Consider the following 21,936-nt stretch of genomic DNA (forward strand, 5'->3'; position numbering starts at 1 on the left):
CTTTCGCGGGCCGTCCCCGGCGATCCCGGCCGTCCGCGCCCCTCGTGCGTCCCATCCCCGCGCCTTCTGCAGCCGAACGGGAGGTTTCCGTGTCCGACGTCGTCCTCAACGCCGACAAGATCGATCTCGTCCGGGAGCGGCGGTCGCTGCTCGACCGGGTCACGCTGACCGTGCTCCGCGGCGAGCACTGGGCGCTCATCGGCCCGAACGGGGCGGGCAAGAGCACGCTCCTCGGCATCCTCGGCGCGTACACGCATCCGACGCGCGGCACGGCGGAGATCCTCGGGCGGCGGCTCGGCCGGGTGGACGTCCAGGAGCTGCGCAAGCTGATCGGGCAGGTCAACCCGCGGCATCCGCTGGAGTCGGCGCGGACCGTCCGGGAGGTCGTGCTGACCGGGGTGACGGGGACGATCGAGCTCGTCCCGCGCTGGACGCCGTCCGACGCCGACCTCCGCCGCGCGGACGAGCTGATCGGCCTGCTCGGCCTGGCGCACCGGGCGGACGCGCGCTGGCCGAACCTGTCGCAGGGCGAGCGGGGCCGGACGCTGATCGCGCGGGCCCTGATGCCCGACCCGCCGCTGCTCCTGCTCGACGAGCCCGCCACCGGCCTGGACGTCGCCGCCCGCGAGCGCCTGCTCGCCAGCATCGACCAGCTCCGCGCGGAGCGTCCCGACCTGACGACCGTGCTGGTCACGCACCATCTGGAGGAGCTGCCGATCAGCACGAGCCACGCGCTGCTGCTGCGGGAGGGGCAGGTGCTCGCGTCCGGCCCGGCGGCGGATGTGCTGACGACGGAGCTGGTCAGCGCCTGCTTCGACCATCCGATCACGATCACCCGGAACAACGGCCGCTGGGCGGCGACCGCGGGGCCCGCCTAACCCGCCGCCACGCGGTGGGCGGAGAGGTGGGCCAGCACCGACTGGTTGGCCTCCCAGCCGTCCGGGAACTTCACCGGCACACCGAGGTGCACCGGCTCGGCGGACGGGTGCGCGTCCAGCAGTTCGGGGATCCCCGCCCGCGCGACGACCACGCAGGCGTGCCGGTGCCGGGACGCGAGCACGCACAGCCGCCCGGACTCCAGGTGGAAGGCGGTGGCGTCGCGGCGTCCCGACAGCGGGTGCAGGACGACCGTCACGTCGTACTCGCGGCCCTGCAGCCGGTTCGCGGTGTCGACCGTGATGCCGCCGCCGTGCGGGCCGAGGGCGGCGCGGATCGCGGCGACCTGGTCGCGGTGCGCCGCGCCGATCGCGACGCGGGTCGCGTCGACGGGACGCGAGCCCAGCTCCGAATGCGCGACCGGCCCGCGCTGCAGCAGCCGGACGGCGAGCGCCGCCGTCGCCCGGACGGCCTCGGCGTCGGTGCGCAGCGTGTGCCGGGCGGGCAGCTCGTAGAGGGCCCAGCCGGTGGCCGCGGCCTCCTCGACCGCGCGGTCGTAGGAGGTGTCCATGCCGCGCGTCCCGAACTCCAGGCGGCGGTCGCCGGGGCCCGTCCCGGCGCGGAAGCCGGTGAACGGGTAGAACGCCTCGGACACGACGGGCGCGGCCGACGCGGGCAGCCGCCACGACACCGGCAGCCGGTGGACGGGCAGCTCCGGGTTGTGCGCGAGGAGCACCGACACGGCGCTGCGCATCGGGTCCCAGGTGAGCCCGGCCCAGCGCTCCACCTCGACGGTGGAGAACGGGTCGAGCTGGCCGGGGTCGCCGACGAACAGCGCCCGCTCGAACCGTCCGGCGATCCGCAGCAGCATGTCGGAGCGCATCTGGTACGCCTCGTCGACGATCGCCCACGGCCACGTGCCGTCCGAGAGGGTGGCCCATTTCGCGGCGGTCGCGATCACGACGGTGTGCTCGGCGAGGTCGTCGGCCTTCTGCGCGACCCGCACCGCCGGGTGCGCGAGGACGCGCTCGGACGGCGCGTACCCCGACGCCGACAGCCGCCCGAGGGTGATCCCGGGGTGCTTGCCCGCGATCCGGTCGATCAGGTCGTCGACCTGCTCGTTCGTCTGCGCCACGATCATCAGCCGCGCGCCGGACTCGGCCAGGTGCGCGGCGGCCCGCACGACGAGCGTCGACTTGCCCGCGCCCGGCGGGGAGTCGACCACGACGCCGCGGTGCCCGCCGCCGAGGTCGGCGATGACGGCGCCGACGACCTTCGCCGCCTCGTCGGACGCGGTCACGACCATGCCTCCTCGGCGTCCTCGGCGGTCGGCGCGTACTCCTCGGGCGGACCGCCGTGCGTCCACGGCGTGTCCTCCCGGTCGGGGAACCTCGCGGCGCCGAACGAGCCGTCGGTGAGCGAGGTGAAGCACACCCGGTCGCCCACCTCGGGGACCGCGCCCGGCTCCGGGGTGAGCTTGCGGCCCATCCCGCCGGTCAGCTCCAGCAGGACGTCGCCGTCGCCGATCTCCACGATCCTCCCCTTCAGGCCCGGGCGGGCGGCGTTGCATACGGTCGTGCCCTCGTCGAGGCGCACCGGGTCTTGCGTGGCGACCCGGAGGAGGGGACGCAGCTTGGGGCGCTTGCCGGTCTCGTCCAGGCGGGTCGGGTCGGCGTCGGTGACCGTCCCGCCGAACGCCTGCCCGGCGAGCCGGTGCTCGGCCATGACCAGCGGGTCGTCGAACGCGCGCTGCGCGTCGTAGGCGTCCTGGGCGCGTTCCAGGTCGTGCAGCCGCCGCGCCGCGCGGACGGGCGCGTCCCGGCGCGCCTGCGGATACGCCTCGCCGAACGTCTGGTGGTAGTGGGTGAACGCGTCCCGGTCGCGCTCCCAGCGCTTCGGCACGCTCGCCCCCTCCGGCAGCTTGCGCAGCAGGTCGGCCGCCCGCCACATCAGCTCCCACGTCGGGGTGAGCTGGTCGGCGAGGACCGCGCGCAGCCGCTCCTCGGCGCGCGGGTCGCCGCCGGACCGGTCGTAGGCGGCGATCGCCGGGGCGAGGACCTCGTTGTCGAACGTCGGGTCGGTCGTCGGGCCCGCGGGCGGGCAGAGCACCGGGTCCTCGGCGCGGGCGGCGGCGGACGGGCCGTCCAGGCCGTCCGGCGGGTCGATCCAGCCGACCAGCGCGGCGAGGTTGCCGTCCTCAAGGGAGCTCTGGCCGGTCGCCCAGTGCAGCCGCAGCAGCTCCGTCATCGCGCCGAGCAGCGACGAGCCGGGATGGTCGAACCGGTCGGCGAACCAGGTCAGCCAGCGTCCGAGCACCGGGACTGCCGGATCGACCGCGTACGGGCCTTCGGTGCTGCGGAAGCGCGTGGAACGTCCCATCAGGCGCAGGAACGCGACGCCGCCCCGGTTCGGGACGAGCAGTTGCGGCGCGTCCCCGTACCGGATCCGCTCCTCGCCGTCCTTGCCGGGCGGCAGCTCCTCGACCGCGCCCCGGCTCGTCTCTACGTGCTTCAGGACGATCTTCGCCAGCGACGCGGCGAACGCGAACCGCAGGTCGCGGTTACGCGGCTGCGGCACCACGAGCAGGGCCGGGTCGGCGGGATCGCTGCCGACCATGACCGCGAGCGGCGCCGCGGCCTCCCCGGCGAGCTTCAGCGGGACGAGCACCAGCGGCGCGTCCGCGAGATGGCAGTGCCGCACGGTGGCGAGCGGCTGCGCGACCCCGGCCGCCGCCGCCTGCACCCGGGCGAGCGAGGACAGCGCGCTCATCGGCCGATCACGCGACCCCGCCCAGCGCTTCGGCGCGCAGCCGCGCCGCCGTGCGGAGCTGCTCGGCCGTCTCGGCCAGGTCGTCGGACGGCGGCAGCGACCCGTCGGCCAGCGCGAGCGCGGTGCCGATCGTGTCGACGCCGCCGAGGTCGTCGCGGACGGACCGGCCGAGCGCGCCCGTCCGGCCGCAGGCGCGCGCCTCGTCCCGGCAGAACAGCGCCATCTCGCAGCCGGACATGCAGTCGGGCGCGTACCGGGCCTCGACCGCGCGGACCGAGGCCGCGAGCTCCCCGCCCAGCTCGAACGACAGGTCGGCGGGCAGCTCCGCGAGGATGTCGTCGACGCGGACGAGCCGCGCGAGCTGCCGTTCCAGGACGGCGAGCTGCGGCCGCACGTCCAGCGGCGTCGCGGTCGGACGGTTGGAGAAGTTCTCCGGGCAGACGAGGAACACCTCGTGCGAGACGCGCGCAGGGTCGTGCCCGAGTTCGGCGACCAGGCGGCGCAGCGCCAGCACGTACACCGCCGACTGCCGGGCCGCCGCGGCGACCTGCTCCGGCTCGGCCTGCCCGTCCACGACCGCGAACGACTTGATCTCGATGACGTGCAGCCGCCCGGCGAGCTGGAACGCGAGGACGTCCGGCTCCAGGTAGGCGGGGTGCCCGGCGATCTCCAGCCGGAGCAGCGGATGGTCGAACAGCGTCCCCTCGCCGGACTCCAGCGCCTGGGCGACGAGCCGCCGGGTGCGCGCGCGCCGCAGCTCACGGGCGTCGTTGCCCGCGACCGACTCCAGGTCGTCGTAGGCGACCTCGGGGACGGTGAGGCCGAGCCGGTCGCGCAGCAGCGCCAGCAGCTCGGCGCAGCCGTCGGCCTTGACCTGCGCCTCGAACGCGTTCCCGCGGGTGATCGCGAACTGCGACTGGCCGAACGGCGCCGGGAAGCCGAGCGCCCGCGCCACCGCGTCCTTGTCGACGGCCGCCGCGTCCAGCACGCCGCGCCGCGCGCAGCCGGGGTTGGACGTCAGCGCGGCGATCGTGCGGGCGTCGTGGTTGCGCGGGGGCGCGCCGCCGCGCAGCCGGGCCAGGTCCGGCGCGGTCTCGGTCATCCGTCGGTCTCTCCATCGTGGGCCGTGTCGTGTGCTGCGTCGTGTGCCGCGTCGGAGGCCGCGCGGCGGCCCGGCTCGCGGACGGCGCGCAGCCGGCTGCCGAACAGCCGCTCCGCGTCGTCCAGCCGGTCGCGGGCGCGGCGCGCGGCGGACGCGCGGCGCCGCAGGTCGCGGTCGCGGTGCACGTCCAGTTCGGCGCGGGCCGCCGCGGCGAGCGCCGCCGGGTCGACCGTACCGACCGTACCGGTCGCGGCGCCGGGGATCGTGGACGCGAACCGCCACAGCAGCCGCCGCGCGTCGGGCGACGGCGTCCCGCGCCCGGCGTGCTCGGCGAGCCGGATCGCGGCCGTCAGGAAGTCGGCGCGCGGGCTCAGCGGCCCGACGATCCGCCGCTCCAGCGGCCACGTGCTCACGGTGAGCAGCCCGCGCGCGGGGGCGAGCATGTCGGCGGTGAGCGCGGCGCACAGGTAGTACGGGCGGGCGTAGGGCGCGGTGCGGAACGAGCGCTCCTCGTCGCGGCGCAGGCTCGCCAGCCGGTGCCCGGGGATCTCGCCGGGGAAGAACGCGGCGTACACCGTCCCGATGAGCTTCGGCGCGGCCGGGGCGCCGAGCAGCGTCAGCGCCTGGTGCACCTGCTCGCGGACGGGCTGCAGCCCGCGCCGGTCCCCGTTCGCGGGCGCGGCGGCCGGGGCGGGCGGGTCGGGCGCGGGGGCGTCGCCGAGGACGGCGTCGTCCCACGCGCGCTCGGCGTCGCGGAGCGCGGCGCGCAGCCCGCGCGCCCCGTCCCGGTCGCCCGCCGCCATCGCCCGGCGCACCGCGGCGCGCAGCTCGGTGATGCGCGCCTCCAGCTCGTCGGGGGTCGGGACGCCGGGGGAGCGGAACATGCGGCAGACAGTACCGGAGCTTCCAGACAATTCCAGGGTTCTCCAGTTTTGCGGCGTCCCGGCGTCCCGGCGTCCAGGCGTCCCGGCGGCCGGAAAGGCGCGCCGTTTCGGGACGTGCAACCAGAGTCAGCGCGGTTTGCGCCACACGATGGAATAGCGCCAGAGCAGGTGCCTCTGGAAGACGGCGCCGGGCAGGAGCCGCAGCGCCTCGTCGCGGACCTCGTCCCACGTCATGTCCGGATCGGCGACCGGGGCGTCCGGACCGCCCGCCCGCCGACGGTTCCGCAACCGGTGGAAATGGTGCGCCGGGACGCCCGCCACCGCGTACGCCCAGTCGCGGGCGCCCTTGTTGTTCGCCACGCTCATGACCACGAGCGTGCCGCCGGGCGCGACCGCGTCCCGCATCGCCGACAGGCCCTTCGCGAAGTCCATGTGGTGGATCGCGGCGACGCTGCACACGAAGTCGTAGTGGTCTTCGGGCAGGTCGTACTCCAGCAGCCCGGACTCGACGAAGTCGACGTTGCCGATCCCGGCGCTCAGCGTCTTCGCCTTGAGGATCATGTCCGGCGACCGGTCGATGCCGGTGACGTGCGCGGCGCGCGGCGCCATCCGGCGGACGAGCAGGCCGTCCCCGCAGCCGACGTCCAGCGCCTCGCCGCATCCGCGCGGCATGCCGCGCAGGATGATCCCGTGGTAGTGCGTGTTGTGGTTCCAGTAGTCGGTCATCGTCTCCACCGGCTCAGGAGCGTGGGTCGCGGCGCATGGGATGGTCGTCCGGAACCTCCACGATAACGACGCGCACGCCGTCCGGGTCCTCGATCCACATCTCGACGAGGCCCCACGGCTCCGGCCTCGGCTCCCGCGTGACGCGCGCCCCCGCCGCGGCGAGCCGCGCGTGCTCCGCGCGGACGTCCCTGACCTGCAGCCAGATCATCGGGGACGATCCCGTCCCGCCCGCGCCGTGCCCCGACACCTCAAGGAAGCCGGGCCCGAGGAAGAACACGACGCCGGGGGAGTCGGCCGGGCCGAACTCGCGGTACACCGCGAGGCCCAGCACGTCGCGGTAGAAGCGCTGCGTGCGCGCCGCGTCGGCGGGACGCAGCAGGATGCGGCTGCTCAGAACGTCCATGCCCGCCACCCTCGCACGGACCGCCGGGCGGCCGCGCCCCGCGCGCCGGTCACGCGGGGAAGCTCGCGCGGTAGGTGGCGGCCATGTCCTCGCCGCCGTGCCCCTGCGCGATGACGCGCCGGAACCGCTCGCCCGCCGCGTCGTTGACGTCCACCCGGATCCCCGCGTCCTCGGCCGCGTCGTGGATCAGCCGCGTGTTCTTCTCCGCGTTGTCGACGGCGAAGCTCGGCGAGAAGTCCTCGGCGAGCATGGCCTTCATCTTCATCTGCAGGTAGACGCTGTCGAGAGGGCCGCCGGTGAGGACGTCCCCGAGCAACGCCGGGTCGAGTCCGAGGCCCTTCGCCAGCGCCACCGACTCGGCCACCACGGCGGTCAGCGAGATCGCGTAGCTCACCGCGGCGAGCTTCAGCCGGGTGCCCGCGCCGGACGCGCCGTCGCCGTCCAGCCAGAGGGTGCGGGAGCCGACCGCGTCGAACAGCGGGTCGAGGACGGCCCGCGCGTCCGGCGGCCCGGCCGCGAGGACGATCAGCTTCCCCTGCTCGGCGGGCTGCCGCGTCCCCTGGACGGGCGCGTCGACGAACACCACCCCGTGCTCGGCGGCGAACCCGGCGAGCACCGGCACGGACGCGACGGCGACCGTCCCCATCTGCGCCCAGACCTGCCCCCGGCGCAGCGCCCCCGCCGCGTCGCTGAGGACCGACAGCGCCGTGTCGCCGTCGTTCAGCATCGTGATGACGACGTCGGCGTCGACGACCGCCTCGCCGGGGGAGTCCGCCACCGCCGCGCCGTCGGCCGCCAGGGGCTCGGCCCTGGACCGGGTGCGGTTCCACACCGTCACCTGGTTCCCGTGCCTGAGCAGGTTGCGGGCCATCGCCGCGCCCATGATCCCGGTGCCGAGCACCGCCACTTCCGTCATGATCGCCCTCCTTTTGGATCGTATGGTACAGAAAGGATCCGCCCTTGGACGCCTACCCAGGGAACGTGCCGTCCTCGCCTTCGGACGCGCCAGGGATTCGCCCTAGCCGTACGCGGGGTTGTCGCCCGTGGCGTCGGTGAAGGAGGCGGTGTGCGCGGCGGTGTAGGGCGCGGCGAACGCGTCGAGCGTGCGGTCGAGGTGCGCCGACCACCACGCGACGAGGGCGGCCGACCCGCGCTCGGCGTCGTCGCCGTGCTCGCCGCCGTCCCCGAGATAGCGGCTCCGCAGCGGCGCCACGTCGCAGAGCCGCTCCCACCACTCGCGGTGCACCGCCGCCTGGATCTGCCCGGCGTCCAGCGGGAACGCCGACCGGTGCCCGCGGACGAACGCCTCCACCCGGTCGAGGTCGAGGCCCCGCTCGTCGTCGCAGGCGAACAGCCGCGCCGCCGACCGCACCACCTCGCCCGCGACCGGCCCGGTGGTCAGGCCGTCCCAGCCGAGGACGGCCGTCACGTTGCCGGACCCGCCGTAGCGCAGATGACCGGCGTCGAACGCGCCGTGCAGATGCCCGACCGTGCTGACCTCGATCTCCGGCGGCTGGTGCCCGGCGAACTCGGCGAGCAGGGCGCGCCGCTCCCGCAGCCGCCGCCCGGTCAGCGCGTCGAAGTCGGTGCCGTCGCCGTCGCCGGGGACGTCCCGCAGCATCTCCTCGACGGCGGCCGCCGCGGCGGCGGCGCGCGGCGTCGGCACGAGCAGGCTCTGCTGCACCGGCGGCGTCAGCCGGTCGAGGGCCTCGTGCAGGCGGCCGAGCAGCTCGCCGAGCGCCTCGCACTGGCCGAACGTCAGCTCAAGGCCGCCGCGCCCGCGCCCGCCGACCCACGGGTACAGGACGTAGCCGCGCCCGGCGGCGGTGACCAGCGTCCGGCCGCCGCGCGCGGGCAGCGGCGCGAGGACGGGCAGGCCCTCCTCGTCCAGCGCCGTCGTGACGGCGTGCTCGAAGAGGACGCGCCGGCGGTCGGGCCGGTCGTGCTCGCGCAGGAAGTACTCCCCGGCCGCCGTCCGGACGCGCCACGACCGGCGGCCGGACCCGCCGCGCAGCGGATCCGCGCCGCCGGCCGCGCCGATCTCCCAGCGCCCGAGCAGCCGCGGCGGCGGTCCGGCGTCGGCGCTCTGCTCCGCGCCCCGCTCTTCGGCGCTGTGTGACGTCGGCACCTCGGCACCTCGGCTGCGTCGGACGGACGATGGTCGAAAGGATGTTCTACGTCGACGCTACACGTCCCGTCCCGCACCGCAAAAGGGAATCGCGAAAGGGGCCGCGCCCCGATCAGACCCGTTCGAGGATGACCACCGGAATCTGCCGGTCGGTCTTCTTCTGGTATTCGTCGTAGTCGGGCCAGACCGCGGCCATCTTCCGCCACAGCGCGGGCTTCTCGTCCGGCCCCGCGACCCGCGCGTGGGCGGTGAACCGGTCGCCCTTCACCTGGACCTTCACCTGCGGGTCGGCCTCGATGTTCTTGAACCAGAGCGGGTCGTCCTCGGCGCCGCCCTTGGACGCCACGACGACGTAGGCGTCGCCGTCCGGCTGGTAGATGAGCGGGGTCGTGTGCTCCTTGCCGGTGCGGCGCCCCTTGGTGGTGAGCAGCAGCGTCACCGTGCCCTGCCAGTCGTGCCCCTCCGCGCCGTCGGTCTCCTGGTAGCGCTCGACGTGTTCTTTCCCGTACAGCATCGGTCTCTCCTCGGCGTTGACGTCGTCCCGGACTCGGTGCCGGTGGCCTCGCGTCGCGGCGGCCGTCCGCATAACCTCCGGACGCCCGATGACCTTCCCAGCCGCGCGCCGCTGATTCCGGCCGTCATTACCCTGGGCGCGTGGACGCGGCAGAAACGGCGCGGCGATGCGCCGAGACGATGTACGCGCGGGACAAGGTGGCGCAGGACCTGTCCATGCGGGTGACCGAGATAGCGCCCGGACGGGCGTCCCTGCGGATGACGGTCGGCGAGGCGATGGTCAACGGCCACGAGATAGCGCACGGCGGGTACGTGTTCCTGCTGGCCGACTCCGCGTTCGCCTACGCGTGCAACACCCATGACAGCGTGACGGTCGCCGCGTCCGCCGACATCGTGTTCGTCGCGCCCGCCCGCGCCGGGGACGTCCTGGAGGCGACCGCCGTCGAGCGCACCCGCTACGGCCGCAGCGGGATCTACGACGTGACGGTGCGGCGCGTCCCGGACGGAGCGGTCATCGCGGAGTTCCGCGGCGGCGCGCGCAGCCGCGACCAGCGCGTCCTCGACGGGCCGCCGCCCCCGCGAGACTGATGCCGGAGTCCGCGCGGGGGGACGGCGGAGGGGTCAGAGGTCGCGCAGGGCGCGGGTGAGGTGGTCGGCGGTGGCGTCGGGTCGCGCCGCCGTGACGCACAGGTTGTTCATGGCGCGCATGTAGGTGTCGACGTCCGTCGGCTTGTCGAGGTAGAGCGCGCTGGTGAGCTGCTCCAGGTAGACGACGTCGGAAAGGCCCGGCTCGGCGAAGCGCAGGATCGTGAACGGCCCGCCCGCCGCGGCGTGCCCGCCCGCGCCGAACGGCACGATCTGCAGGGTCACGTTGGGAAGCTCCGACACCTCGATGAGGTGCTCGATCTGGCGGCGCAGCACGGCCCGCCCGCCGAGGGGGCGGCGGATGACGGCCTCGTCCACGACGGCCCACAGCGTCGGCGCGCCGGGGGAGGTGAACCGCTCCTGCCGGGTGCGGCGGAGCAGGACGCGCCGCTCGACCTCCTCCTCGGAGGCGTCGGGGAAGCCCAGGCGGACGACGGCGCGGGCGTAGTCCTCGGTCTGGAGCAGCCCGGGGACGAACTGCAGCTCGTAGGTCCGCAGCAGGGAGGCCGCCTCCTCCAGGCCGAGGTACACCTCGAACCAGCTCGGCAGCACGTCGCCGTACCGGTGCCACCAGCCGGGGGTGTTGGCCTCCTTCGCGAGCTGCAGCAGCGGCGCCCGCTCGGCGGGGTCGGACACCCCGTACAGCGTGAGGAGGTCGGAGACGTCGCGCTCCTTGAAGCCGACCCGGCCGAGCTCCATCCGGCTGATCTTGGAGTGCGAGCCGCGGATCTCGTAGCCGGCCTGCTCGGTGGAGATTCCGCGCGCCTCGCGCAGCCGGCGCAACTGGGCGCCGAGCAGAATGCGCAGGACGGTCGGACCACCGCGCCGCGGATAATCGATCAGCCGTCCGGCTGGATCACCTTCGGACGGAGGTGTCGGGGCAGCTGAATCCTGGGCCAAGGGGTCACCAGCCAGTCGAAGGGTCTGCTCGTAGGACGGAGAGGCACCGACCCATGTTAGAGGATCCCACACCGTTGTTGGGAAGCGCGGAAAATGCTTCCGCTTGAAAACATCCGGCGCGGGTCTGCCGGGTGAGGTTCGCGTGGCGATCGCGGGTCGTGCCCGGCCGCCGGGCGGCGCCGGGACCGAAAAGACGCCCGGTGACCAGTGCTGTCAGTGGCGCAATGGCTCCGCAGCGTGGTCCGATCACGGTGCGTGAGTGCCGCGCCCGACCAATTCCGGGCCCGGCCGCCCCGCCGTTGGCGCGCCAATTGGGGACGGTTCCGCCGCGCGGGCGCGGCCAATCGGACGGAACATTCCCGCCGGTCGGTATGGCCCGCGAATGACGGCCACTGGGCATTCCGGTGAATTCGCGGTTCGGCGCCGCCGGGGCGGCCGGGATCTTCGTGACGAAGCTCTCGTCGGAGCGGGGTGATGTTCGGGACGCGCGCGGCGTTGATAAGGCGGAGGGGCGATCGGCGAACAGGCCGCCGCCGCTCACGCAACGAAGCGAACAGCACTGGGGGGATCATGAACGCGACCCGAGAGCGACCGGAGATCCGGTTCCTCACCTCGGGGGACGTCACGGCGCACGAGCGCGGGGCGGCCGAGCGCGCTGTCCGCGACGCGCTCGCCGGAGCGCACCACGTCACGTCCGTCAAGGTCACGCTCAGCGTCGTGGCCGACCCGTCGCTGCCGCGCCCGGCGCTCGCCCAGGCCGTCGTCGACCTCGACGGCCGCCGCGTCCGCGCCCAGGCCGCCGCCCGGCGCATCGACGAGGCCATCGACATGCTCCGCGAACGCCTGGCGCTGCGGACGTCCGCCCTGCGCACCGGCTGACCCGACCCGACACGCCCCAACGGCGGCGCCCCGCTCCCGGGGCGCCGCCGTCTTTTCCCCCACCTCTGCCCGGGCGCCGCGGCGCAGGCTTAAACGTCGCTGCGGGCTCAGCCGTCGTGGTGCGGGCCAGGCGTCGTGGTGCGGGCCAGGCGTCGCGGTGCGGGCTCAAGTGTCGCTGCGGGCTTGGGCGTCGTGGTGCGGGCTAGGCGTCGCGGTGCCGGGCTTAGGTGTCGCTGCGGGCTTAGGCGTCGTGGTGCGGGTTGGGGTGTCGCTGCGGGGCTCAGGTGTCGTGGTGCGGGTTGGGGTGTCGTGGTGCGGGTTGAGGTGTCGCGGTGTGGGCTCAGGTGTCGCGGTGGCGGAGGGCGGCGGACGCCAGGACGAGCGGCACGACCGCGTACGCCACGAGCAGCGCCGCCGCCGCGCCCGGCGGTAGCAGGTCGCCGTAGATGGAGTCGTCCGCGTCGCGTCCGGCGATCTGGGCGGGCAGGCCGCCGATCATCACCGAGCCGAGCCGCTCGTCCCACGGCCCCGGCAGGTGGAACACCAGCAGCGGCAGGACGTGCCAGGCGAACACCAGCGAGACGATCGAGCCCGCCGCCGAGCGCAGCAGCGCGCCGAGCGCGAGGCCGAGCAGCGCGTACACCGCCGGGGTCGCGCCGACGACGGCGAAGCCGGGCAGCTCGTGCGCGAGGGACGCGCCCTGGTCCGCGAACCGCCGGTCGCGGACGACGAGCCGCGTCCCGACGAGCGAGCCGAGGGTCACCGCCTCGCCCGCGACCAGCGCGACCGCCCCGACGACAGCGGCTTTGGCGGCGAGGAGCACGCCGCGCCGCGGCACCGCCGTGAACGTCGTACGGATCATGCCCGTCCGGTACTCGGACGTGATCGCGAGCACGCCGAGGACGCCGACGCACAGCCCCGCCGCCCACGGCCCGATCTCCTGCAGTGGACGCAGCTCGAACTTCGCCCGATCAGCGGCGGACATGCCGTCCCATGCCTGCGCCACCTGGACGCCGAGCAGCAGGACGAGCCCGAGCATCAGCGCCGTCGCCGTCAGCACCCAGTACGTCGACCGGACCGAACGCAGCTTCCACCATTCGGCGGCGACCGCGTCCGCCGCCCCGCGCCGCCCGCTCACGCGTCCCTGCGGACGAACGAGAACGCGCCGACCGCCAGCGCGACCGCCACGTACACCGCCATCAGCACGGCCGCGACCGGTCCCGGCAGGACGCCGGTGCCGCCGGACGTCCCGGGCGCCGCCGCGATCTGGCCGGGCAGCGCCTCCGGCAGCAGCGACCAGGCCCGGTCGTCCCACGGCGACGGCAGCAGCCGCGTGAGGACGGGAACCACGATCAGCAGCCCCAGCATGGACGTGATCGTCGCCGCGGTCGACCGGAGCACCGCGCCGACCGCGTACGTGATCAGCGTCAGGGCCGCTGCCGCCAGCCCCACCCACAGCAGATGCGCCGCCGTCGCGCCTGCCGGACCATGGAATGTGGGCACCGCCCGGTCGCCCACGACCGCCTTCCCGCCGAGAAACCCGGCGGCGAGGCTCGCCAGCGCCGCCACGAGCATGGCGCCCCCGGCCACCCCCGCCTTCGCGGTGAACAGCGTCAGCCGACGCGGCAGCGCGGTGAGGGTCGTCCGGTGCATGCCGGACGCGTACTCCGACGTCAGCGTCAGGGCTCCCAGCACGATCGCGCACACCGGCAGCGTGACGGCCAGCAACTGGTCCGGGGGAGACGCCTCCATCCTCGCCCGCTCGGCCGCCGACAGGCCGTCCCAGTAGTGGCCCACGTACCACGAGTACAGGACGCAGAGCAGCATGAACGCCCCGACCGCGCCGAACACGGCCCCGGTCGAGCGGACCGTGCGGAGCTTGTACCACTCCGCCGCGAACGCATCGATCACGACACCCTCCCCGCAGCCTCAGCGCTGCTTCCTTCTTCGGCGTCGGCGGGCTCGTCGGTGGGCTCGTCGGTGGGCTCGGCGTCGGCCTTGGTAGCAGCGGCCTTGGTGTCAGCGGCGTCGGTGGCAGCGGGCTCGGTGGCAGCGGGCTCGGCGGCGAACTCGGCGGCGTTGGCATCGGACTCGGCGTCGGCGGCGTCGGCGTTGGTGGTGGACTCGGCGGCGGCGAAAGCGGACTGGGCGGCGAAGTCGGCGTTGTCGTCGGCATTGGCGTCGGACTCAGCGGCGGCGGCGTCGGCGGGCTGGGCGTCGGGCTCGGCGGCGGTGGCGGGCTGGGTGGCGGGCTCGGCGGCGGTGGCGGGCTGGGTGGCGGGCTCGGTGGTGAACTCGGTGGTGCCGGAGGTGAGCGCCATGTACGCCTCTTCCAGCGAGGCGCTGTGCGGCGTCACCTCGTGCAGCGGGATGCCCTTCGCGGCGGCCATGTCGCCGATGGCGGCGACGTCCAGCCCGCCGACCGTCAGCCTGCCGCCGTCCCCGGCCGGGCCGCCGGGGGCGGGTTCGACGCGGCCGCCCGCCGCCTCCAGTACCTCGGTCAGCTCCGCCGGACGCGGCGTCCGGACGAGCACCCCGCGCCCGAACCGCTCCGCCAGTTCGCGCACGGACGTGTCGGCGATCAGCCGTCCGCGGCCGATGACGATCAGCCGGTCGGCGGTCAGCTCCATCTCGCTCATCAGATGGCTGGAGATCAGCACGGTCCGGCCCTCGGCGGCGAGCGCCCGCATCAGCTCCCGGATCCAGCGGACGCCGTCCGGGTCCAGGCCGTTCACCGGCTCGTCGAACATGAGCACGCCGGGGTCGCCGAGCAGGGTCGCCGCGATCCCGAGCCGCTGCCGCATGCCGAGCGAGAACCCGGCGACCCGCTTGCGCGCCACGCCAGCTAGACCCACCTGTTCGAGGACCTCCGTCACCCGCCGCGCCGGGATCCCGTTGCTGCGCGCCAGCCAGCCGAGATGGTCGAACGCCCGGCGCCCGCCGTGTACGGCGCCCGCGTCCAGCAGCGCGCCGACCTGCCGCATCGGCCGCCGCAGCGCCGCGTACCGGCCGCCGTTCACCAGCGCCTCGCCGGACGTCGCCGCGTCCAGCCCGAGCAGGACGCGCATCGTCGTCGACTTCCCCGCGCCGTTCGGACCGAGGAAGCCGGTCACCGTCCCGGGCCTGACGGCGAAGGACAGCCGGTCCACCGCCGTCGTCGCGCCGTAGCGCTTGGTCAGCTCGCGTACTTCGATCATGCGCTCGACCCTCGTACGGGACGCCTCCTCCGCACATCGGATCGAGGGCGGGCCCGTCCGTCGGACCGTGCTCCGAGACCGTCCCGTGCGCCTCGGACCCTGGTATGAGGCGGTGCTTCCGGGCGTCCGGATAACGTCGTGACGTGGACGAACCCGACCCACATTCCTTTTTCCGGCGGCTGAGCGAGCGCCGGCTGATCAGCCTGGACGCCCTCGCCGCCGTCCTGTACACCTTCGCGCTGCTGGTCCTGCCGGGCGAGACGGGCGTCACGGCGCTCCTCGCCGTTCCCGTCGCGGCGGCGACCGGGCTGCCGCTCGCGGCGCGGCGGGTGTGGCCCGTCCCGGTGTTCGCCGTCGTGCTGGCCGCCTCGTCCGCGTCGTTGCCGCTCGACCTGCCGTGGGACTCCTACGCCGCCGCCGCGTTCGCCCTCTACCCGGTCGCGCTCACCCGCCGTCGGCGGCGCTGGATCCCGACGCCGCTCATCGGGTTCGTCAGCGCCGTCCTCATCTTCGCCGGGGCGATCGCCGGGCCCGCCGACTGGCACGCCGAGACCGCCGGGCGGGTGCTGATGGGGTTCGCGGTGCTCGGCGCGTCCTGGACGCTCGGCCGGGTCGTCCGCGAGCGCCGCGCGCAGACCGCGCGGTCCGCCCGCCAGCTCGCCGACCAGGCCGTCTCGGACGAACGGCTCCGCATCGCCCGCGAACTCCACGACGTCGTCGCGCACAGCATGAGCCTCATCGCGGTCAAGGCCGGTGTCGCGGTGCACGTCGCGGAGGCCCGCCCGGCGGAGGCCGTCGACGCCCTCCGCGTGATCGAGACGACGAGCCGCGCGTCCCTCGCCGAGATGCGCCACCTGCTCGGCGTCCTCCGGACCGGCGAGGCCGACCTCGCGCCGTCCCCGGGCCTGTCCGGACTGCCCGGCCTCGCCGAGCGCGCCGCGATGGCCGGTGTGCACGTCGACCTGGAGGTGGACGCAGCCGACCTCCCCGAAGGCGTCGAACTGTCCGCCTACCGGATCGTGCAGGAGGCGGTCACCAACGTCGTCAAGCACGCCGCTCCCGCCCGCTGCTGCGTCCGCGTCCGGGTGGACGGGCCGCGGGTGCGGATCGACGTGACCGACGACGGGCCGGGCGTCCGCGTCCTCCCCGGCGGGGACGGGCACGGGCTCATCGGGATGCGCGAGCGCGTCATGATGTACGGCGGCGACTTCACCGCCGGGCCGCGTCCCGAAGGAGGCTTCGCCGTGTCCGCCGCCTTCGCCTACGAGCCCTAGGGAGCCCCGTGGATCTGCGCGTGCTCGTCGCCGACGACCAGGCACTCGTCCGGGGCAGCTTCCGCGTCCTCCTCGACACCGCGCCCGGGCTGCGCACCGTCGGCGAGGCCGGGACCGGGGCCGAGGCCGTCCGGCTCGCCGAACGCGAACGGCCCGACGTCGTCCTCATGGACGTCCGCATGCCCGAGATGGACGGCATCGAGGCGACCCGGCGCATCTGCTCCGACGTGCCCGGCGTCCGTGTCCTGATCCTCACCACCTTCGACCTGGACGCCTACGTCTACTCCGCGCTCCGCGCCGGGGCCAGCGGCTTCCTCCTCAAGGACACCCCGCCCGCCGACCTCCTCTCCGCCGTCCGCGTCGTCGCCTCCGGCGAGTCGCTGCTCGCGCCGTCGGTGACCCGGCGGCTGATCGCCGAGTTCGTGCGACGTCCCGGCCCGTCGCCGGACGCGCCGCCCGCCCTCGACGCCCTGACGGACCGCGAACGCGAAGTCCTCACGCTCATCGCGCGCGGCCTGTCCAACAGCGAACTCGCCGCACATCTGCACTTGAGCCCGGCGACCGTGAAGACGCACATCGGCCACCTCCTGTCCAAACTCCAGGCCCGCGACCGCGCCCAACTGGTGATAGCCGCCTACGAATCCCGCCTGATCCACCCCCAGTGCCCCCCTGATCCAACTTCCAAGCGCTAACCACCCCCTGCGCGGCGAAAGAGCAACAGGCCCACGCCCCACGAACGACCAACCAGCCCCGCCCCCGACGAGCAGCCGGGCCGCCCACGATGAGCGATCGGGGCCGCCCCACGAACGAGCGGCCGGGTCTCCTCCAAGGATGAGCAGCGGGTCCGCTTCATAAGGGGCGCTGGTGAAGGCGCGGCCTCCGGGAAAGGTTGGGTGAGAACCTGACCTCATGAGGAGACAGCGAGGCCCGGACCCTTAGGGGGACGGCGGCCCATTAGGGACAGCCTGAGCTGGACCAAGATTGGGGACGAGCCTCCAAACCATGAGTGAGGACGGCGGGCCAAGGAAGCGAGCGCAGGCCGCGAAGGCTCGGCGGCCCCCTGGAGAACGACGGCCCGCAGGGAACGGCGGGTGCTGGGGAACAGCGGCTCCTGAAGAAACAATGGCCACTGGAAGGACGGCGGGCACTGGGAAGGGTGGGCCCTGGAGGAACGATGGGGCGCTGAGAGGACGGCGGCTCCTTAGGGATCGGCGGGCGCTGGGGGAACGGCGGGGCGTTGAAGGTACGTGGCCACTGAGAGGACGACGGCCTCTGGAAGGGCGACGGCCTCTGGAAGGGCGGCCGGACCGCGAACCATGAAAGGACGGCCGGAGCGCGATCCATAAAAGGGCAGCGAAGGGATCGACCCTGACAAGGATCGGCCTCTCGGCACTATGAACGGATATCCGTCGGCCGACGGGTCGGTGATTATCTCGTTGCTGGTTGTTCCCTCAGTACCCTTCTGAAAGGCCTTGTCAATGAATATCGGCTCGGGTCACGGAAAAAGGATGGCGGGATCATGAAGGAAGGGCGGCTCCCGCAGAGTTCTGAGATTGAAGGACGGTTGAATTGAAGGACGGGTGACTGGTAAAGGGTTGTGGGATTCGGTCTATGAAAGGACGGCGGGGGCGAGGCGCTCGAATTGGTCGGCGGACGAGGCCAGGTCGGGTGCGAAGACGCTGAGGCACACGTGGTCGGCCCCGGCGTCCAAATGGTCCTGGATTCGCTTGGCGATCGCGGACTCGTCGCCCCAGCCGTAGCAGGCGTCGACGACCTCGTCCGAGCCGCCACCCGCCAGCGCCTCATCCGAATAGCCGAGGCCCTTGAGCGCGCGAGTGTACGGCGAGCCCGGCATTTCGAGCATCCGCGTCTGCCGCGCCGCCCCGCGCGCCTTTTCCGGATCCGTCTCGAGAATCGCCCCCTGGAGAACGATCAGCAGTTTGTCATCACCGAGCCTTTCCCGCGCCTGCCTGGTGTGCTCGACCGGCATGGCGGCGGGCAGCGCGCCGTCCGCGCGGTCTCTGGCAAGGCCCTGCATCTTCGGCCCGAGCGCCGCCAGGAGCCTCGGGAACGGAGTTTCCGGAACGGGCGCGGCGTCGACCGAAGCGTCCATTCCGTCGAGGTATTCACGCATTCGGTTGAGCGGGCTCGTCCATTCCTGCCCGCTCTGCTCGACCAGCGCCCCCATGCTGACGCCGATTCCCAGCGCGAGCCGTCCCGGATAGGCGTCGGCCAGCACGGAGGCGGCGCCCTGCATGGCGGCGGGATGCCGCGCCCACAGATTCGCGATGGACGATCCGAGTACGACGCGGTCGGTCGCCGCCAGCATCACGCTCAGCTGGGTGAACACCTCACGCCCCCCGATCGCCTCGTTCACCCAGATCGACCCGTAACCGGCGTCCTCCACCCGGCGGGCGGCGTGCCGCCACTCCGCCGCCGGCGCGATCGGTGTGGTGAGCGCTGCGCCGACCCTGCCCAGCCTGCGCCGCATCTCGTCAACCGCCGTGACCGCCATCGGTCCTCCTATACTCGGAACGAACAACCCGCTTAGCGACGCTACCGGAACGATCGCCCCGTTTGTCAACCCGAGGAGGCCCGATGAGCGGACAGCCGCGGCGTGCCGACGCGCGCCGCAACCGCGAGCGGATCCTCCAGGCCGCGTTCGAGGCGTTCGCCGCCGACGGACGCCTCGTCCCGCTGGACGACATAGCCCGCCGCGCCGGAGTCGGCGCCGGCACGGTCTACCGCAACTTCCCGACCAAGGAAGCCCTCTTCCACGCCGTCATCACCGAGCGCATCGCCCAGATGGTGGACGAGGCCCAAGCCCTGGCCGACGCGGACGACCCCGCGGACGCCTTCCACGGCTTCCTACAGTGGGCCGTCGAGCGCGCGATGTTCAACCACGCCCTCTGCGACGCCCTCGCGGCCGACATCGGCACCTTCAACGTGGACGGCCTGGACCAGAAGTTCACCGAGGCCCTGGACGTCCTGCTGCGCCGCGCCCAGGAAGCCGGAGCAGTACGCACCGACGTCAACGTCCGCGATGTGCGAACCCTCATGGTCGGCACCATGCTCATGGAGCGCCTGCGCCGCCAGGACGCTCCGCCCGGCCGCATGACCTCCCTGGCCTTCGATGCCCTGCGGCCCGTAACGAAACAAAACGAAACCATGGCAACACCTCGTAACGAAACCAGCTGCGAGATCTGTCAGACCCCCATCACCCGCGCCTCCACCGGCCGCCCGCCCCGCTACTGCAGCCCCTCCTGCCGCCAGAAGGCCCACCGTCGCCGCACATCCCGCACCTGACCCGACCTCAACCAGCCGTCCTTCCTCGGGTGGTGGGCGAGTCAGGAGGGGAAGGGCTGGTCGGGGTCGTGGGTGAGGACTTCGTGCAGGATCGGCGGGACCTCGTCCCAGAGCCACTCGTTGAGGGTGCCGGAGAAGTCCGCGGGCGGGCCGATGCCCAGCCGCCCCGGCGCGGGTTCCGTCAGGCGTACCAGGACGGGCCCGTCGTCCCAGACCGGGTCGGGACTTCCCCAGTACGCGGCGAAGTCCAGGCTCGTGAGGATCAGCTCGTCCGGGAGGGTGTGCACGCCCGGATGCCGGGCCAGGGGCAGCAGCCGCTGCGCGGTCGTCCGGACGAGGTTGAGCGCGGCGATGCCGTGCGGGCAGGCCGCTCCCGTGATCTCCAGCTCGGGCAGGCCGAACCGGTGCAGGCCGCGGCTGGCCAGGTCGACGCAGGCGCAGCCGTCGATGTCGTCCTCGTCGGCGGTGCACCTGCCGGAGTCGCGGTAGGGCGGTAACGAGGCGCCGATCCAGTTGTCTGCCAGAACGAACTCGTCGAAGCGCCCGAAAGGGGTGATGGGCACCACCTCGGTGGGGCCGAGGTCGACCAGGACGCCGCACACCGATTCGGCGATCGCCGTCGCCGTGGCACGGGCGAGGTGCGGCCCGGACGGAAGGTCGCCGACCGGCAGGACGGACGTCACGCCGATGTGCCGCGTGGCCGCCTGGGCCCGCTCCGCGTCATCGTCCTCCTCGGCGGACACGTCGTCGAGGCTCCACGGTGAGTCGGCGGCGCGGTGGCTGGCCACGACGAGGCCGGGAGTGCCGAGGCGCAGCGAGACCGCCTCGGCGAACGGTGCGGGAAGCCGGCGCCGGATCGCGGTGCGCAGGTCGTCGAGGTCCCGGTCGGCGGCGACGACGAAGCCGGTGGTCGTCTCCTCGGGAACCGTGATGGTGACGGGCATGGCGGGCCTCCTCGGGCCTTGAACCGGCAGGTGCCGACAAGCATCGAGGAGCGCCGCCCGCGGCGGCCACACAATCGCCACCTGTGGATAACCGCCCGAGAAATGGTGGCTAATGTCGGGCTTGCGGTAATTAGAATGCGCAGGGCAACGACCGGATGCCATGGATGAAGCTGGTGCGTTGCCTGACCGGTGCGTCCGTGGCGTGAAGATTCGGCAGACGAGCGTACAGCTCACGCAACAGGACTGTCACCTCGCGGCGTGCGAGGTGTGCGCCGAGGCAGAAATGCGGCCCTGGTGCTCCGAAAGCGAGATGTGGGTTGGGGGAGCGCGTGATGTCGAACACGTACGGGTCCTTGAAGACGTTCTCGTCCCGGTTGGCCGAGTTGTAGTACAAAATCACGCGATCACCCGCCCGGTACATCTGGCCCTGCAGTTCGTAGTCGCGGGTCAGGGTTCGGCGCATCCAGGTCACCGGCGTGGCATAGCGGACGATCTCCTCGACGGCGCCGGGCAGCCGTGCGTCCATGTCCGCCAGGAGCAGCTCCCGCTGTGCGGGATGGTCGGTGAGCAGGACGAGCGCGTGCGAGAGCGCATTGCGAGTGGTCTCGTTGCCGGCGATGACGAGGAGGGAGAAGAACCGCCCCAGGTCCCGGTCGTCGAGGGCCTCGCCTTCCACGTTCGCGTGGGTCAGCGCGGTGACGAGGTCGTCGGCCGGCTGCTTGCGACGCAGCCTGCCGAGGTCGGCCATGAGCTCGTGCAGGAAGGAGAACTTCTCGGCGAGGCTCGTCGCCCGGTCCTTGCCGTCCGCGTCGAGGTGGTCCGGGTCGCCGACGGCGAGGATGAGGTTGGTGGCGTCAATGACGTCGTCGAACTCGGAATCGGGAATGCCCATCATGGAGCAGATGATCTGAAGGGGCATCGGCGTGGCGACGTGCTCCACGAAGTCGCACGGACCCCGCTCGGCGAGATCCTCCACGATGTGGCGTGCCAAGGACGCGACGTCCCCGGTGACCCGCTCGATCAGACGCGGGGTGAAGGAACGGGAGACGACTCGCCGCAGCCGCGCGTGCCGCGGATCGTCCATGCTGATCATGGAGCCGCTGTACTCGGCCATCTGCGTGGACGGGTCGATCAGGCTGACGGCGGTGGGCTCGGAACTGAACACGCCCGGATTGCGGCTGGCCTCGGCTACCTGCTCGTACCGGGTCAGGGCGTAAAAGCCGGGTTCGTCTGGGACGGGGCAGAAGACGCGCTCCTGTGTGGCCCGGAGCGACGCGAACAACTCGTCCCGCTCGGCTTGTGATTTCGCCCAGAAATCGAGGTCCGACAGCTTCTGCTCTACAAGGGAGGGCATGTGTGGGAGCCGCTTTCCGTTGGGAGTCGCCGTCCT

General features: G+C 73.3%; 21 protein-coding genes and 1 pseudogene. 6 read left to right on the forward strand and 16 right to left on the reverse strand.

The window, feature by feature from the left end:
* Nucleotides 1-89: 89 nt before the first annotated feature.
* Nucleotides 90-878, forward strand: a complete 789-nt coding sequence (locus ACH01S_RS15975; protein ID WP_067891765.1) for an ABC transporter ATP-binding protein — start codon at nucleotides 90-92, stop codon at nucleotides 876-878.
* On the opposite strand, the gene ACH01S_RS15980 is transcribed toward ACH01S_RS15975, so the two are convergent.
* The 9 genes from ACH01S_RS15980 to ACH01S_RS16020 form a co-directional block, all read right to left on the reverse strand.
* Nucleotides 875-2,182 carry an AAA family ATPase gene (locus tag ACH01S_RS15980; RefSeq protein WP_067891768.1) on the reverse strand — a complete coding sequence of 436 codons (1,308 nt, stop codon included), beginning with the start codon at nucleotides 2,180-2,182 and terminating at the stop codon, nucleotides 875-877. The two genes, ACH01S_RS15975 and ACH01S_RS15980, sit on opposite strands and share 4 nt — an antisense overlap.
* Entirely contained in the window at nucleotides 2,173-3,645 is a 1,473-nt protein-coding gene (locus ACH01S_RS15985) for a hypothetical protein (protein WP_067891771.1), read from the reverse strand. The genes ACH01S_RS15980 and ACH01S_RS15985 overlap by 10 nt, the downstream gene beginning before the upstream one ends.
* A 7-nt stretch (nucleotides 3,646-3,652) precedes the next feature.
* Entirely contained in the window at nucleotides 3,653-4,747 is a 1,095-nt protein-coding gene (locus ACH01S_RS15990) for a hypothetical protein (protein WP_067891773.1), read from the reverse strand.
* Entirely contained in the window at nucleotides 4,744-5,631 is an 888-nt protein-coding gene (locus ACH01S_RS15995; protein ID WP_067891777.1) for a hypothetical protein, read from the reverse strand. Before ACH01S_RS15995 ends, ACH01S_RS15990 begins: the two co-directional genes overlap by 4 nt.
* A 126-nt stretch (nucleotides 5,632-5,757) precedes the next feature.
* Nucleotides 5,758-6,357, reverse strand: a complete 600-nt coding sequence (locus ACH01S_RS16000; protein WP_067891780.1) for a class I SAM-dependent methyltransferase — start codon at nucleotides 6,355-6,357, stop codon at nucleotides 5,758-5,760.
* 13 nt (nucleotides 6,358-6,370) lie between these two features.
* Entirely contained in the window at nucleotides 6,371-6,760 is a 390-nt protein-coding gene (locus ACH01S_RS16005; RefSeq protein ID WP_067891783.1) for a VOC family protein, read from the reverse strand.
* A gap of 49 nt (nucleotides 6,761-6,809) precedes the next feature.
* A complete protein-coding gene (locus ACH01S_RS16010; protein ID WP_067891790.1) occupies nucleotides 6,810-7,676 on the reverse strand; it encodes an NAD(P)-dependent oxidoreductase in 867 nt (288 codons plus the stop codon).
* 102 nt (nucleotides 7,677-7,778) lie between these two features.
* Nucleotides 7,779-8,888, reverse strand: a complete 1,110-nt coding sequence (locus ACH01S_RS16015; protein WP_169809277.1) for a phosphotransferase enzyme family protein — start codon at nucleotides 8,886-8,888, stop codon at nucleotides 7,779-7,781.
* A 112-nt stretch (nucleotides 8,889-9,000) separates the two neighbouring features.
* Nucleotides 9,001-9,402 (reverse strand): nitroreductase family deazaflavin-dependent oxidoreductase, encoded by a 402-nt coding sequence (locus ACH01S_RS16020; protein WP_067891986.1) that lies wholly within the window; start codon nucleotides 9,400-9,402, stop codon nucleotides 9,001-9,003.
* A gap of 179 nt (nucleotides 9,403-9,581) precedes the next feature.
* Between ACH01S_RS16020 and paaI the strand changes: the two genes are divergently transcribed.
* Nucleotides 9,582-9,989 (forward strand): hydroxyphenylacetyl-CoA thioesterase PaaI, encoded by a 408-nt coding sequence (paaI, locus tag ACH01S_RS16025; protein ID WP_067891794.1) that lies wholly within the window; start codon nucleotides 9,582-9,584, stop codon nucleotides 9,987-9,989.
* 33 nt (nucleotides 9,990-10,022) lie between these two features.
* On the opposite strand, the gene ACH01S_RS16030 is transcribed toward paaI, so the two are convergent.
* The gene (locus ACH01S_RS16030; protein ID WP_067891989.1) at nucleotides 10,023-10,889 is read right to left on the reverse strand and encodes a Sco1979 family transcriptional regulator; all 867 of its coding nucleotides are present in this window, start codon (nucleotides 10,887-10,889) and stop codon (nucleotides 10,023-10,025) included.
* A 627-nt stretch (nucleotides 10,890-11,516) separates the two neighbouring features.
* On the opposite strand from ACH01S_RS16030, the gene ACH01S_RS16035 reads away from it, so the two are divergent.
* Entirely contained in the window at nucleotides 11,517-11,825 is a 309-nt protein-coding gene (locus ACH01S_RS16035; protein ID WP_067891803.1) for a hypothetical protein, read from the forward strand.
* Between the two features lie 340 nt (nucleotides 11,826-12,165).
* Here the strand turns inward: ACH01S_RS16035 and ACH01S_RS16040 are convergent, their stop codons facing one another.
* The 3 genes and pseudogenes from ACH01S_RS16040 to ACH01S_RS45985 all read right to left on the reverse strand — a co-directional run.
* Nucleotides 12,166-12,963: an ABC transporter permease gene (locus tag ACH01S_RS16040; protein ID WP_067891806.1), complete on the reverse strand. Its 798-nt coding sequence runs from the start codon at nucleotides 12,961-12,963 to the stop codon at nucleotides 12,166-12,168.
* Nucleotides 12,960-13,736, reverse strand: a complete 777-nt coding sequence (locus ACH01S_RS16045; protein WP_067891807.1) for an ABC transporter permease — start codon at nucleotides 13,734-13,736, stop codon at nucleotides 12,960-12,962. Before ACH01S_RS16045 ends, ACH01S_RS16040 begins: the two co-directional genes overlap by 4 nt.
* A gap of 356 nt (nucleotides 13,737-14,092) precedes the next feature.
* Nucleotides 14,093-15,022 (reverse strand): annotated as a pseudogene (locus ACH01S_RS45985) (ABC transporter ATP-binding protein); the annotation flags it as partial.
* Nucleotides 15,023-15,165: 143 nt separating this feature from the next.
* Between ACH01S_RS45985 and ACH01S_RS16055 the strand changes: the two are divergent.
* Together ACH01S_RS16055 and ACH01S_RS16060 are read left to right on the forward strand one after the other, a co-directional pair.
* On the forward strand, nucleotides 15,166-16,296 hold the full coding sequence (locus tag ACH01S_RS16055; RefSeq protein WP_174564882.1) for a sensor histidine kinase: 1,131 nt from the start codon (nucleotides 15,166-15,168) through the stop codon (nucleotides 16,294-16,296).
* 8 nt (nucleotides 16,297-16,304) lie between these two features.
* Entirely contained in the window at nucleotides 16,305-16,988 is a 684-nt protein-coding gene (locus ACH01S_RS16060) for a response regulator transcription factor (protein WP_174564883.1), read from the forward strand.
* 917 nt (nucleotides 16,989-17,905) lie between these two features.
* Here ACH01S_RS16060 and ACH01S_RS16065 read toward each other — a convergent pair.
* Entirely contained in the window at nucleotides 17,906-18,811 is a 906-nt protein-coding gene (locus ACH01S_RS16065) for a TIGR03620 family F420-dependent LLM class oxidoreductase (RefSeq protein WP_067891808.1), read from the reverse strand.
* Nucleotides 18,812-18,894: 83 nt separating this feature from the next.
* Between ACH01S_RS16065 and ACH01S_RS16070 the strand changes: the two genes are divergently transcribed.
* Nucleotides 18,895-19,602 (forward strand): TetR/AcrR family transcriptional regulator, encoded by a 708-nt coding sequence (locus ACH01S_RS16070; RefSeq protein WP_067891811.1) that lies wholly within the window; start codon nucleotides 18,895-18,897, stop codon nucleotides 19,600-19,602.
* Between the two features lie 41 nt (nucleotides 19,603-19,643).
* Here the strand turns inward: ACH01S_RS16070 and ACH01S_RS16075 are convergent, their stop codons facing one another.
* Complete coding sequence (locus ACH01S_RS16075) at nucleotides 19,644-20,546, reverse strand: hypothetical protein (RefSeq protein ID WP_067891814.1); 903 nt, start codon at nucleotides 20,544-20,546, stop codon at nucleotides 19,644-19,646.
* Nucleotides 20,547-20,676: 130 nt separating this feature from the next.
* Nucleotides 20,677-21,900, reverse strand: coding sequence for a cytochrome P450 (locus ACH01S_RS16080; RefSeq protein ID WP_067891820.1), 1,224 nt, complete (start codon nucleotides 21,898-21,900; stop codon nucleotides 20,677-20,679).
* Between the last annotated feature and the right edge of the window lie 36 nt (nucleotides 21,901-21,936).

The organism is Actinomadura chibensis NBRC 106107 (assembly GCF_001552135.1).
In the GTDB taxonomy this organism is placed as follows: domain Bacteria; phylum Actinomycetota; class Actinomycetes; order Streptosporangiales; family Streptosporangiaceae; genus Spirillospora; species Spirillospora chibensis.